This is a genomic window from Bradyrhizobium sp. URHD0069 (assembly GCF_000701345.1).
In the GTDB taxonomy this organism is placed as follows: domain Bacteria; phylum Pseudomonadota; class Alphaproteobacteria; order Rhizobiales; family Xanthobacteraceae; genus Bradyrhizobium.
The window spans coordinates 59,883-73,015 of record NZ_JNIJ01000016.1 but is presented as its reverse complement, the minus strand read 5'-3'; the positions used below and the strand labels follow the sequence as shown (position 1 = coordinate 73,015).

At 60.5% G+C, this 13,133-nt stretch carries 10 protein-coding genes; 8 read left to right on the top strand and 2 right to left on the bottom strand.

Annotated elements, in window-relative coordinates; translation table 11 throughout:
* The first annotated feature begins 144 nt into the window (after nucleotides 1-144).
* The 5 genes from rfaD to N554_RS0110765 all read left to right on the top strand — a co-directional run bounded on the left by rfaD (nucleotide 145) and on the right by N554_RS0110765 (nucleotide 7,161).
* Nucleotides 145-1,125, top strand: a complete 981-nt coding sequence (gene rfaD / locus N554_RS0110785) for an ADP-glyceromanno-heptose 6-epimerase (protein WP_029583478.1) — start codon at nucleotides 145-147, stop codon at nucleotides 1,123-1,125.
* Between the two features lie 23 nt (nucleotides 1,126-1,148).
* Nucleotides 1,149-2,621, top strand: a complete 1,473-nt coding sequence (gene rfaE1, locus N554_RS0110780; RefSeq protein ID WP_029583477.1) for a D-glycero-beta-D-manno-heptose-7-phosphate kinase — start codon at nucleotides 1,149-1,151, stop codon at nucleotides 2,619-2,621.
* Nucleotides 2,618-3,895: an O-antigen ligase family protein gene (locus N554_RS0110775; RefSeq protein ID WP_029583476.1), complete on the top strand. Its 1,278-nt coding sequence runs from the start codon at nucleotides 2,618-2,620 to the stop codon at nucleotides 3,893-3,895. The genes rfaE1 and N554_RS0110775 overlap by 4 nt, the downstream gene beginning before the upstream one ends.
* A gap of 92 nt (nucleotides 3,896-3,987) precedes the next feature.
* On the top strand, nucleotides 3,988-5,895 hold the full coding sequence (locus N554_RS0110770; RefSeq protein ID WP_029583475.1) for an SDR family NAD(P)-dependent oxidoreductase: 1,908 nt from the start codon (nucleotides 3,988-3,990) through the stop codon (nucleotides 5,893-5,895).
* A 60-nt stretch (nucleotides 5,896-5,955) separates the two neighbouring features.
* Nucleotides 5,956-7,161 carry a glycosyltransferase family 4 protein gene (locus N554_RS0110765; protein WP_029583474.1) on the top strand — a complete coding sequence of 402 codons (1,206 nt, stop codon included), beginning with the start codon at nucleotides 5,956-5,958 and terminating at the stop codon, nucleotides 7,159-7,161.
* Between the two features lie 62 nt (nucleotides 7,162-7,223).
* Here N554_RS0110765 and N554_RS0110760 read toward each other — a convergent pair whose 3' ends face one another.
* A complete protein-coding gene (locus N554_RS0110760) occupies nucleotides 7,224-8,240 on the bottom strand; it encodes an MraY family glycosyltransferase (RefSeq protein ID WP_029583473.1) in 1,017 nt (338 codons plus the stop codon).
* A 17-nt stretch (nucleotides 8,241-8,257) separates the two neighbouring features.
* Nucleotides 8,258-9,217 carry a lysylphosphatidylglycerol synthase transmembrane domain-containing protein gene (locus tag N554_RS0110755; RefSeq protein WP_029583472.1) on the bottom strand — a complete coding sequence of 320 codons (960 nt, stop codon included), beginning with the start codon at nucleotides 9,215-9,217 and terminating at the stop codon, nucleotides 8,258-8,260.
* A 196-nt stretch (nucleotides 9,218-9,413) separates the two neighbouring features.
* Between N554_RS0110755 and N554_RS0110750 the strand changes: the two genes are divergently transcribed.
* The 3 genes from N554_RS0110750 to N554_RS0110740 all read left to right on the top strand — a co-directional run bounded on the left by N554_RS0110750 (nucleotide 9,414) and on the right by N554_RS0110740 (nucleotide 13,107).
* Nucleotides 9,414-10,430, top strand: coding sequence for an NAD-dependent epimerase (locus N554_RS0110750; protein WP_029583471.1), 1,017 nt, complete (start codon nucleotides 9,414-9,416; stop codon nucleotides 10,428-10,430).
* 13 nt (nucleotides 10,431-10,443) lie between these two features.
* Entirely contained in the window at nucleotides 10,444-11,856 is a 1,413-nt protein-coding gene (locus N554_RS0110745) for a mannose-1-phosphate guanylyltransferase/mannose-6-phosphate isomerase (protein ID WP_029583470.1), read from the top strand.
* 243 nt (nucleotides 11,857-12,099) lie between these two features.
* Entirely contained in the window at nucleotides 12,100-13,107 is a 1,008-nt protein-coding gene (locus N554_RS0110740) for a Gfo/Idh/MocA family protein (RefSeq protein ID WP_029583469.1), read from the top strand.
* Nucleotides 13,108-13,133: the final 26 nt, after the last annotated feature.

The window sequence follows — 13,133 nt, the reverse complement described above, 5'->3', positions numbered from 1 at the left end:
CGCCTGATTCCATCTGTCGGTAACTGCTCCTCGTGGCGGGGTAAAGTCGAACCGCCTCAGTCTCACCAGGTCGGATTACTCAAGTTGCCTGCCGGGCGGGACTGGGGCAAAGCTGGCATTCTACAAATCAGGGCAGGGTACGGAATGTTGCTGGTGACCGGTGGCGCCGGTTTTATCGGATCGAACCTCGTGGCCGCGTTGAATGACGCGGGCGGCACCGACGTGGCGGTTTGCGATGTGCTCGGCCATGACGGCAAATGGCGCAATCTCGCCAAGCGCCGGCTTGCGGATATCGTGCCGCCGGCGGATTTGCTGGAATGGCTGAAAGGCCGTCGGCTCGACGCCATCATCCATCTCGGCGCGATCTCGGAGACGACCACAACCGACGGCGATCTCGTGATCGAGACCAATTTCCGGCTGTCGATGCGGTTGCTCGACTGGTGCACGGCCAATGCGGTGCCGTTCATTTACGCCTCCTCGGCATCGACCTATGGCGACGGCGCGCAGGGGTTTCGCGACGACCAGTCGGTGGCGGCGCTAAAAACCCTGCGGCCGATGAATCTGTATGGCTGGAGCAAGCATCTGTTCGATATGGCGGTCGCTGGACGCGCGGCCAAGGGCGAGAAGCTGCCGCCGCAATGGGCCGGCCTGAAATTCTTCAACGTGTTTGGCCCCAATGAATATCACAAGGGCCCGATGATGAGCGTGCTGGCGCGGCGCTTCGACGACATCAAGGCCGGCCGTCCCGTACAGCTGTTCAGGTCGCATCGCGAGGGCATTGCCGACGGCGACCAGCGGCGCGATTTCGTCTATGTTGACGACGTTGTGCGGGTGATGATGTGGCTGTTGGCGACGCCGTCGGTCAGCGGCATTTTCAACGTCGGAACCGGCAAGGCGCGCAGCTTCAAGGATGTGATGCTCTCGGCCTATGCCGCGCTCGGCGTGACTCCGAATCTCCAATATATCGATATGCCCGAGGCAATCCGCGGCAGCTATCAGTACTTCACCCAAGGCGATGTCGATCGTTTGCGCAGCGCGGGCTACAACGGCGGCTTCACGGCACTGGAAGATGCGGTCGAGACCTACGTCAATGGTTTTCTCGATCGCGCCGATCGGTTCCGGTGACGTGCAACAGATAACGAGTTTCGATGTTCGATTTTGACGCCCTTTCGCACGCGATTGTCCGCCAGACGGTGCTCTGCGTCGGCGACCTCATGCTCGACGAATTCGTCTATGGCGAGGTATCGCGCATTTCGCCGGAAGCGCCCGCGCCGGTCATCGCGGTCCAGCGCACCGAGACCAATATCGGCGGCGCCGGCAACGTCGCGCGCAACATCGCCTCGCTCGGTGCGCGCTGCATCTTCGTCGGGCTGATCGGTGAGGATGAGGCGGGCGCGAAACTGAAGGCGGCCCTTTCGCAGGAAGGCCTGATCGAAAGCGTGCTGATTTGCGATCCCGAACGGCCGACCACGCGAAAGGTGCGCTTCGTCTCCGAGCATTTCTCGACGCATATGCTGCGCGCCGACTGGGAACTGGCCTCGCCGGCCTCCGCGGATATCGAGCAGAAGTTGATCGACGCCATCCTGCCGCTGTTGCCGCGCGCCGATATCGTGCTGTTGTCCGACTATGCCAAGGGCGTGCTGACGGCACGCGTGATCCGCAACGTCATCGACGAGGCGCGCAAGCTTGGCAAGCGCGTGATCGTCGATCCTAAAAGCGCCAATTTCGCGATCTATCGCGGCGCGACGCTGCTCACGCCCAATCGCAAGGAATTCGCCGAAGCAACCCGCAGCCGCGCCGACACGGAGAAGAGCATCGCCGATGCCGCGCAAGACGCGATGCAGCTTGCGGACTGCGAGGCTGTGCTGGTGACGCAAGGCGAGCACGGTATGACCCTGGTGCCGCGGAAAGGTGAAGCCATCCATGTGCCGGCTCATCCGGTGAAGGTGCGCGACGTCTCGGGTGCAGGCGACACCGTTGCCGCGGTGCTTGCGGCGGCGCTGGGGGCGGGTGCTGATTGGGAGACGGGGTTACGGATGGCGAATGCGGCGGCTGCGGTCGCGGTCAGCAAGAAAGGCACCGCGATCGTGACATCGGCGGAACTGCGGCGAAAAATTCTGCCGCATGCTTCCCTGGCCGCGGAAGAGAAGATCATCGCGGCAGGCGGCGATCTTGCCTCGATTCTTCTGGATTGGCGCAAACAGGGGCTACGCGTCGGATTCACCAACGGCTGTTTTGATATTCTGCATCCCGGTCACGTCAAGGTGCTGACCGCGGCGCGCGGCGCCTGCGACCGTCTGGTCGTCGGCCTGAACAGCGACGCCTCGGTGAAGCGGCTGAAGGGCGAGGGGCGCCCGGTTCAGGACGAGCGCGCGCGCGCCGAGGTGTTGGCGGCGCTGGAGGCGGTCGATCTCGTTGCGATTTTCGAGGAAGACACGCCGATCAAGTTGATCACGCAGATCAAGCCGAGCGTGCTGGCGAAGGGCGGGGACTACACCCGTGACCAGGTCGTCGGCCACGAGATCGTCGAGAAGAGCGGCGGCGAAGTGCTGCTGGTCGAAGTGCTGCCGGGGTTCAGTACGACCTCGCTTGTCGATCGTGCACGGCGAGGCAGGGCGTGAGTGCGGTGGCAAAAGAGTGGGTGCCAGCCTTGTTTGGGAGGTCATGGCGCGATCCGGCGGCCTGGGCGACCACGGCGGACGTTTTCGTCATTCTGGTCGCGCTTTCGCTGCCCTGGTCGACGACGCTGGTCGCGATCTTTGCCGTCGGCCTGCTCGTCTCGATGTGCCCGTTCCTCGACGTCAGAGCCTTTCTGCAATCGCTGAGGCGTCCGATTTGTGCCGTGCCGATTGCGCTCTTTGTCCTGGCGGCGGTCGGAACGCTATGGTCGGACGCCCCGTGGGCTGCACGGCTCTATGCCGTCGGCCCGACTGCGAAACTGCTGATGCTGCCGGTGCTGTTGTATCATTTCGAGCGATCCGCGCGCGGCATGCACGTGTTCATCGCCTTCCTGGTGTCTTGTGTTCTGTTGCTGGCGATGTCCTGGATCGTCGCGTTCGATCCCAGGCTCGCGCTGAAGACGAACGCCAGCTATGGCGTGCCGGTCAAGAATTATATCGACCAGAGCCAGGAATTCGCCCTGTGCGCCGTGGTACTTGCCTATCCGATCATCACCTTGCTGCGCGCGAAAAGAACTTTGCCGGCGGTGTTGCTGAGCGCGATCGCGCTGAGCTTCGTCGTCAACATGGCATTCGTCATCGTTTCACGGACGGCGCTGGTCACCATACCGATCATGTTGGCGGTGTTTGCGCTGCTTCACCTGAAATGGCGAACTATCGTCGTCATACTGTGTGCGGCGATCGTATTCGCTGGGTTGGCGTGGACGACATCGCCTCACTTGCGTCGGACTACCGAAACCTTTGCGAGGGACTACCGACTCTACAAAGAGGAAAATACGCCCACTTCGATCGGCAATCGACTGGAATTCTGGAAAAAATCGCTTCGGTTCATTTCCGAAGCGCCGATCGTCGGCCATGGTACCGGATCGATACACGCACTCTTTCAGGAAGCTGCCGTAAACCAGTCCGGCGCGGCCGCCGAGGTCGTTGCAAATCCGCACAACCAGACTTTGAACGTCGCGATCCAGTGGGGCCTGATCGGTATTATCGTGCTATATGCGATGTGGTTGTTACATCTGCTACTGTTCCGCGGGGAGGGGTTGGCAGCCTGGATCGGGTTGATGGTGGTGGTACAGAATATCTTCACCTCGCTATTCAATTCTCACATAACCGATTTCCACGCGGGTTGGATGTACGTCCTGGGCGTGGGCATTGCGGCGGGAATGGTGCTAAGCACGAATTCGCGTGAAGCGGCCTTGGGAACGAAAGCCCGCTAAGCAAGGACGGCTGGCATGCGCGTGCGAGTTAAGCTATCAGCGGCCTCGCAACGACATAGCTCGATATTGTTTATTAGTTACCGGTCGGAAAAATGATGCGTCTCTCCAGTCTGACCTTGCGTAACGTGTTGATTGCAGCGCACGACGCGTTGGCGACCACGCTTGCGGTTCTTGCCAGCTTCTATCTGCGGTTTGAGGGGGACCTTTTCACCGAGCGGCTGCCGCTGTTGCTGCGTATCCTGCCGTACTTCATCGCGCTCAGCCTGGTTGTTTTCTACGTTTTCCGTCTGACCACCATGAAATGGCGCTTCATTTCGTTGCCGGACGCGCTGAACATCCTGCGCGCGGCAACCGTGCTGACGGTCGCGCTGCTGGTGCTGGATTACATATTTGTCGCGCCGAACGTTAAAGGCACATTCTTCCTCGGCAAGATTACCATCGTTCTTTACTGGTTCCTGGAGGTGTTTTTTCTGAGCGCCTCGCGTTTCGCCTATCGCTATTTCCGCTACACGCGCGTGCGCCGCCACGCCCGCGCTGAGGACGCGTCACCGACGCTGCTGATTGGCCGCGCAGCGGACGCTGAAATTCTCTTGCGTGGGATTGAAAGTGGTGCGGTCAAGCGGATCTGGCCGGTCGGCCTGTTGTCGCCGTCGAATGCCGATCAAGGTCAGTCGATCCGGAATATCCCCGTGCTCGGCGGCATCGACGACATCGAGGACGTGATCGGCGATTTCGCAAGACGCAACAAGCCGATTGCGCGCGTGGTCATGACGCCGTCGGCGTTCGACCCGGAGGCGCGCCCGGAAGCGGTCCTGATGCGGGCGCGCCGGCTTGGGCTGATCGTCAGCCGTCTTCCGTCGCTGGAGAGCGGGGATACGCCGCGGTTGACGACGGTCGCCGTCCAGGACCTGTTGCTGCGGCCGAGCGAAAACATCGATTACGCGCGTCTGGAAGCCTTCGTGAAGAACAAGGCGGTCATCGTCACCGGCGGCGGCGGCTCGATCGGTTCGGAGATTTGCGACCGCGTCGTTACATTCGGTGCCGCGCGGGTTCTGGTGATCGAGAATTCGGAACCGGCGCTCTATGCGGTCACGGAAGCGCTTGCCGCGCACGAGACCGGCGCTGTGATCGAGGGGCGGATTGCGGATATTCGCGATCGCGAGCGTATCCTGCGGCTGATGAGCGAATTCAAACCGGATATCGTGTTCCACGCCGCTGCTCTTAAGCATGTACCGATTCTCGAACGCGACTGGAGTGAGGGGGTCAAGACCAACATTTTCGGAACGGTGAATGTCGCCGATGCGGCGCTGGCGGCGGGCGCCGAGGCAATGGTGATGATCTCGACCGACAAGGCGATCGAGCCGGTTTCGATGCTGGGCCTGACCAAGCGATTTGCCGAAATGTATTGCCAGGCGCTCGATCACGATCTGACATCTCAGCAAAGCAGCAAGCCGCGGATGCGTCTGATCTCCGTGCGATTCGGGAACGTGCTGGCGTCGAACGGCTCTGTGGTGCCTAAATTCAAGGCGCAGATCGAGGCGGGCGGGCCGGTGACGGTCACGCACCCCGATATGGTCAGATATTTCATGACGATCCGCGAGGCTTGCGATCTGGTGATTACGGCGGCCACGCACGCGCTGGCGCCGCGGCGTCCGGACGTTTCGGTTTACGTGCTCAACATGGGGCAACCGGTCAAGATCGTCGAGCTTGCAGAGCGCATGATCCGGCTTTCCGGTCTGCAGCCGGGCTATGATATCGAGATCGTTTTCACCGGAATGCGGCCGGGAGAACGGCTAAACGAAATTCTGTTCGCAACCGAAGAGCCGTCGGTCGAGATTGGTGTCGCCGGCATTATGGCGGCCAAACCCAACGAACCGCCGATGCAGGCTCTGCGGAAGTGGATCGCGGCGCTCGAGCAGGCGATCAGCAGGGATGACCGCGCCACCATCAAAACCATCCTGAAGGACGCCGTGCCGGAATTCGGATCAACTGCGGCTTGATATGGACTGCTGTATGAGTGCCTGTGCGACGGCCGTGCCGGACCAATTCGAAAGCGATTGATGCGGACGCCTGGAAAAGTTGTCATCGTCAGCCAGCATTATCCGCCGGATCCCAGCACGACAGCCGCAATCACGTCGAAGATTGCCGAACATCTGGCCGCGGAGGGCCCGGTTCTGGTGCTTTCCGGAAGTTCAGGCTTCGCACCGGCCGCGCCCGCAAATTCGCAACAGCCGACCGTCATCAACATCAAAAACCGGAGGCCGGCAAAGGCTGCGCTGATCAGGCGCGCCATGGCCGAAATCTTCTTTGCGGCACGGATATTTCTGACGCTGCTGCTGAAATTGCAACGCGGAGACGTCGCGGTCACCGTCACCGCCCCTTTTATGTTGCCTTATGCGGTTGCCGCCGCCGCCAAATTGAAACGCGCACGATCGGTGCTGATCATGCACGACCTCTATCCCGATGTGCTTGTGATGGCCGGTCTGCTGAAGCCCCCATCGATTGCGACGAAAGCAATAAGTGCCGCCAACGGGCTGATGTTTCGTGCGCTGGATGTCGTCGTCATCATTGGGCGCGACACTGAGCGGCTTCTTTTGCGTCACCGGGGAATAACGCGCGACAAGATCCGGTTTATTCCGAATTGGGCAACGCTGGCCCCGGCTGTTCGTCCGATTGGGCCGAACAATCCCTATCGTCGCCTCGATGGCCCCCGATTTGTGGTCGGTCTTTCCGGCAATCTCGGTTTTACCCACGATCCCATCATCGTGTTTGAGGCCGCACGATTGCTCCGCGACGATCCGGACATTCATTTCCTGCTCTCGGGATGGGGGATTGGCTTCGAACGACTGAAGGATCTGCAAGCCGAGGCAAATCTTCAAAATGTCACGTTGGTCGATCGCGTCGAGGACGAATACCTCGAAGAATTTCTTGCGGCCGCGAACGTCTGGCTCATTCCCTATCGCAAGAACGTCGCCGGCGTCTCGGTGCCCAGCCGGTTCTACAACCTGCTTGCGGTGGGCCGACCTGTCATTATTGTTTCCGAGCCCGACGCCGAAGCGGCGTTGACAGTAGTGGAACACGGACTGGGTTGGGTGGTAAGGCCCGGAAGGTCGGACGAACTTGCAAGAACAATACGTCTTGCTGCTTCTTCCAAGGATATATCGCAGGCCGAACGCGCCTCTGTAATCGCGGGGCAGTTCAGTTTCACCCGAGCCATGGCGAGCTATTCCGAATTGGTCCAAAAGCTTTTGCGAGAAAGGTTGTGAACCAGAGGTCTTTTCATAAAGGACCATCGGCGTGGTGAATTCCGAGGTCGGCGCAACCAGGCTTATTGGAGCCGTCGCCGCGAAAACCGGTACATTACAATGGTTGTACCCAAGCCTCCGGCGATGAGAAACAAAATCCCTGCCGCCGCAGGCCGTGCCATCACCGACCCGATCGCCAGCGCGGCCAGAACCACGTTGAGCGCGAACACCTCGCTCACCACGCCCAATACCGTAAAGCCGTTATCTGTCGCGCGCTGATAGAAATGCGAGCGATGCGCCGCCCAGAACGGTTCGCCTCTCACCAGCCGGCGCAGCAGCGTCACGGTCGCATCCGACAAGTAATAGAGCGGCAGCAGCAGCGCGGCGACGATTTGCTGGTGCCAGGCCAGTTGCAACAAGCACCAGCCGAGCAACAGGCCAATCGGCAGGCTACCGACATCTCCGAGAAAGATTTTTGCGACCGGGCGGTTGAAAGGAGCGAAACCGAGCATCGCGCCGCAAAGCGCTGCAGCAACAATGGTCGCCGACAGGGGAAATTCGCCAACCGATCCCAGTACGACTATCGCGCCGGTGATCGGCACGACTTCAGCGACCGTCATCCAGTCCAGCCCATCCATGAAGTTGACCAGATTCACGAACCAAAGGCCGGCAAGCAAAAGCAAACCGCGTTCGATCCAGAGCGGACATGCCGGAACGATCCGCAGATCGCCGGGCGCCGTAAGCAGGATCGCGGCGACGGCGAGTGCCTGCAGTAACAGTCGCGGCGGCACCGGAATGGATTTGATGTCGTCCGCAAATCCCACCATTGCCATGAACAGCGACGCAGCGAAGATTGCGGCCGGGACATTCAAATGCGCCGTATCTGCGTAAGCGACGATGGCGCCCACGACCACCAGCGTGGCGCCGGTCACCGCGATGCCGGCTCCTTGCGGCGTTGGAATGCGATGCGACGACCGCGCGTTCGGCTTTGCCAGTGCATGTCGCAAGAGCCAGGGTCGGAGCGCCCAGGTTATGCCGGCCGAAAGCAGAGCCGCAGCAACGATGGCGAATATCGAAAGGGGCAACTCAGAAATGGTCATTCTATCCAATGCGGCCGTTACTTGAGCACCTCGATCGGTGCCGAACCCTGGGCGGCCTTCTCTGCGCTGAAAATCCACACCAACCCGCCGAAGGCGCCGACGATAAACGATACCGCGCCAAATAGCAGCGACACGTTCACGCCTTCGTTCGTCATCAGCCCGGCATATCCAAACGCCAGTCCCATGGTGGCCTCGCGCACCCCCCAGCCCGCGATCGAGATCGGCAGCATCGTGATCAGCATGACCGGAGGAACCAGTTGAAAAATCTGGCTGAATACCACCGGCGCCGCGATCGATTGGACCACGCACCAGACAATGACGACGGCGAGAACGTGAACAAGTACCGACAACACCGCAATCGTCGGTCCACGCTCCCGGCTGAAAATCACCCGGTTCGCGATTATCGAGCAGGCGTGAACATGATGCGTGCCCCACCAGCGCTTCAGCCAGGGCCACGGCAGCCAGCCGAGAACGAGGAATCCCACACCGCCCGCGAGCGCGGCGAAATCGACGAACAGCAGCGCTGACCGGCCGTGGGGATCAGCGATGAGGCTGTAGCTCCAGGGCAGGCTCGCGACGATGATGACCGCAAGCGCGATCAGGCCGATTGCGCGGTCGACGAAAATCGAATAGGTCGCCGCGCGCCATCCGGCGCCGCCGCGCGCGACCAGCCAGAGTCGCACGGCGTCGCCGCCGATCGAGGATGGTAGCGTCTGGTTGAAGAAAGTTCCGATCAGATTGAAACGCATCGCCTGCTTTGTCGCCAGCGGTGCGCCACACTCCGCGCTGATCTCGCGCCAGCGCAAGACGCCGACAAAAATCTGCAGGAACGTCATAGCAATCGCCATGCCGATCCAGCCCAGGCTCGCAATATTGATGCGTGAGGCAAGATCTGCTAAATCGACCTTGCGTAGCGCGAGGTAAAGCAGCGCCGCAGAGAGCAATATTTTTGTCGTCGAAAGCAGGATCTGGCGCATCTCGCCCGCGCTTCGTGAGGTATGAGAAGATGAAAGCAGCGCAAATCGGCGCCGCACGCCGAAACTTCGCCGCCTTGGTATGTTTTTAAAGCCGATCTGGCAATAGCCGCACAACAGGGTATTGCGACACCCTCAATGCGACGGGTAAAGAGGCTTCGGCCGGACCGGCGAAGCCGAAGCGATACCTTGAGGTTATATGTCGGATCAGACAATACTCGTCACGGGCGCGGCGGGCTTTATCGGCTTTCACGTCGCCCGCCAGCTCGTGGCTGGAGGCCGCGATGTTGTCGGCCTGGACAGTCTCAACAGTTACTATGACCCGGCGTTGAAGGAGGCGCGACTGAATATCCTGCGCAAGGATTCGCGCTTCAGCTTCGTCAACCTCGACCTGACCGATCGCGCGGCGATAAAGTCTCTCTTTGCGCAATACCGCTTCGCGTTCGTCATCCATCTTGCCGCGCAGGCAGGCGTTCGCTATTCGCTGGAGCATCCCCACGCATATGTGGATGCAAATCTCGAAGGCTTCATCAATGTGCTGGAGGGGTGCCGGCATACCAATTGCAAGCATCTTCTGTTCGCATCTTCATCCTCGGTATACGGCGCCAACACCAAATTGCCGTTTTCGGTGCAGGACAATGTCGATCACCCCGTCAGCCTCTATGCGGCGTCGAAAAAAGCCAACGAGTTGATGGCGCATGCCTATAGCCATTTGTATCGCATTCCCGCCACTGGTCTTCGGTTCTTCACGGTTTATGGTCCTTGGGGCCGTCCGGACATGGCGATGTTTCTTTTTGCGAAGGCCATTGTCGATGCAACGCCCATCAAATTATTCAATCATGGCAACATGCGCCGCGATTTTACCTACATCGATGATGTCAGCGAAGCCGTGGTGCGCCTGATGGATCGTCCGCCGCAAGGCAATCCGAACTGGTCTGGCGAAAAGCCCGATCCGGCAACCAGTGCAGCGCCATGGAAGATTTACAACATCGGCAACAACAATCCGGAAGAGCTGATGCACGTGGTTGCCCTTCTGGAGAAGGAATTCGGCCGCACTGCCGTGAAAGAGATGTTGCCGATGCAGCCGGGCGACGTGCTGGCAACCTATGCCGATGTCGAAGATCTGGCGCGCGAAGTCGGATTCCGGCCCGCGACCAGAATTGAAGAAGGTGTCGCACGGTTTGCGAAATGGTATCGTGACTATCACAATCTTTAGCTAGTAGGGCGCCATGGACAAACGTATCATTCCACTGATCATGTGTGGCGGCGCTGGAACGCGGCTGTGGCCGGCTTCGCGCGAGGTCCGCCCGAAACAGTTTTTGCCGTTGTTCGGGGTGCGTTCCACATTCCAGGATACGATCCTGCGGGTGTCGGATGCGACGTTGTTTGAGCGTCCGATCGTGATCACCAACACAGCGTATCGCTTCATGGTGCTGGAGCAGCTTGCCGAAATCGGACACGAGGCCGATGTGCTGCTGGAGCCGATGCGGCGGGATTCAGGTCCGGCGATATCGGCGGGCGCGGCGTTTGCGCAGATGCGTGACGAGGAGGCGACGGTTCTGGCGCTCGCCGCCGATCATGTCGTCCGCGACACAGATGCTTTCGTCATTGCCTGCCGCCAGGGTCTGGTCGCTGCCGATACGGGGCGCATCGTGACCTTCGGCGTTCAGCCCGAGCGTGCGGCCACCGAATACGGCTACATCAGTCCGGGTGAAGTGATTTCCGGGCAGGTCCGTGCGGTGGCGAAATTCGTCGAGAAGCCGGATCGCGCAACTGCCGCTGAATATACCGAGGCCGGTTACCTCTGGAACAGCGGCAACTTCATGTTTCGCGCCTCGGTTCTGCTCGATGAATACCGCAACGTCGATGCAGAGAGCGTGCAAGCCGTCACCGATTCCGTGACCAAAGCCGGACGCGATCTTGGATTTGTCATGCTGGAGGCGCGCGCGTTCGGATCGGCGAAGGCGATCTCTATCGACTATGCGGTGATGGAGAAGACTTCGCGGGCTGCTGTGGTACCCGTCGCGTGCGGCTGGTCCGACGTCGGCTCCTGGCATGCGGTGTGGGAATTGTCGGGCAAGGACGAGCAGGGCAACGCCGCGCAGGGCACAGCGGTGTTTGAGGATTCCCGCAACTGCAATGTTTCGACCGACAAGGCGCTGGTCGCGCTGGAGGGGGTCGACGATCTGGTGGTCGTGGCGACGCAGGACGCCGTGCTGGTGTCGCGTCAGAAGGACGCCAACGGACTGAAGCGGCTGGTCGCAAGGCTAAAAACTGTCGCGCCTCAGGTGACTGAGGATCATCTCAAAGTGCATCGCCCGTGGGGTTCATATCAGTCGGTCGATATGGGGGATCGTCATCAGGTCAAGCGTATCGTCGTGAAGCCGGGGGGCCGGCTGTCGCTGCAGAAGCATCACCATCGCTCGGAGCACTGGATCGTGGTGCGCGGCGCGGCTCGCGTGACCGTCAACGAGTTGGCCAAAACCGTGCACGAGAACGAATCGATCTATATCCCGATCGGCGCGGTTCATCGGCTGGAAAATCCCGGCAAGATTCTGCTGGAATTGATCGAGGTCCAGACCGGGAGCTATCTTGGTGAGGACGATATCATCCGCATCGAGGACGATTACCAGCGCTCCTGAATCATCGGAGCGAATCGCTTAGGCTTGGGAATCGTTTAGGTTTGGGAATCGTTCAGGTTTGGGAATCGTTTAGGTTGGAACTGGGCCTTCCGGGCACGTTGGTGCCTAAGCAGGCGGCAATCTGTGTAATTTTTGGAATCAAAACGTGTTCGGGTTCGCTTCAGGGAATTCGCCGCATGTGTGGCGACGTGCTAGGAGAAGCACCGGGGTGTTCTTGCTGGAAGACGATCGGGGGGTGACGACATGAGTTTTAAAGGGTCCGCATCGGACGTGAAGCGGTCGCTTCGGATCGGCGTCAGCGGCGCAGGCGTGATGGGAAGCAATCATGCGCGCGTGCTGGCCGGTTTGCCGGATGTTACGCTGGTCGGAGTCGTCGATCCCTTGCCGGCGCATCGAGCCCGCGCGACGGCGCTGACCAGCTGTCGCACCTTTGCAAGCCTCGACGAACTGATCGCGGAAGGTGTCGATGCCGTGACCATCGCCGCGCCGACCCACCTGCATCATGAGATCGCGCTCGCCTGCATCGCGCGTGGCGTTCACATCCTGGTCGAAAAACCGATCGCGTCATCGGTCGAGGAAGGACGGGACATCGTCGCCGCTGCCCGCCGCGCCGGCGTGACGTTGATGGTGGGGCACGTCGAACGGTTCAACCCGGCTGTCGCTGCCATTAAGCAGGCCATAGCGGGCGAAGATATCCTTTCGATCGCAATCACGCGCGTCGGACCATTTCCGCCGCGAATGTCGAATGTCGGGGTGGTCATTGATCTCGCCGTGCATGACATCGATCTGATCCGCTGGTTCACGGAGTCGGATATTGTCGAGGTGCAGCCGCAGCTCTCCAGTGCCGTCGCCGAGCGCGAGGATATCGCGCTACTGCAGTTCCGCACCGCCTCGGGCGTGCTCGCGCATATCAACACCAACTGGCTGACGCCGTTCAAGGCGCGTAACGTCACCGTCGCCACCCGCGGTAAGTACGTGATGGGCGATCTTCTCACCCGTCAGGTCACCGAGTGTTTCGGCTTCAGGCCAGACGGCAGCTACTCGATGCGCCATTTGCCGGTCGGCCATGACGAGCCGCTGCGCGCAGAATTGATCGCCTTCCTTCATGCCGTACGCTCCGGAGGGACCTCTGCGGTAACCGGCGAAGAGGGCGTAGCCAGCCTCGAAATCGCGACCCGCTGCCTGGAAACTCCCGCGAAGCCCGCAGCAGCCTCCACGGCGCGCAAGGTGCCGCGCCGCGTCGTCGGCTAACCCGCCCTGATGTCCCTTTCTCAATC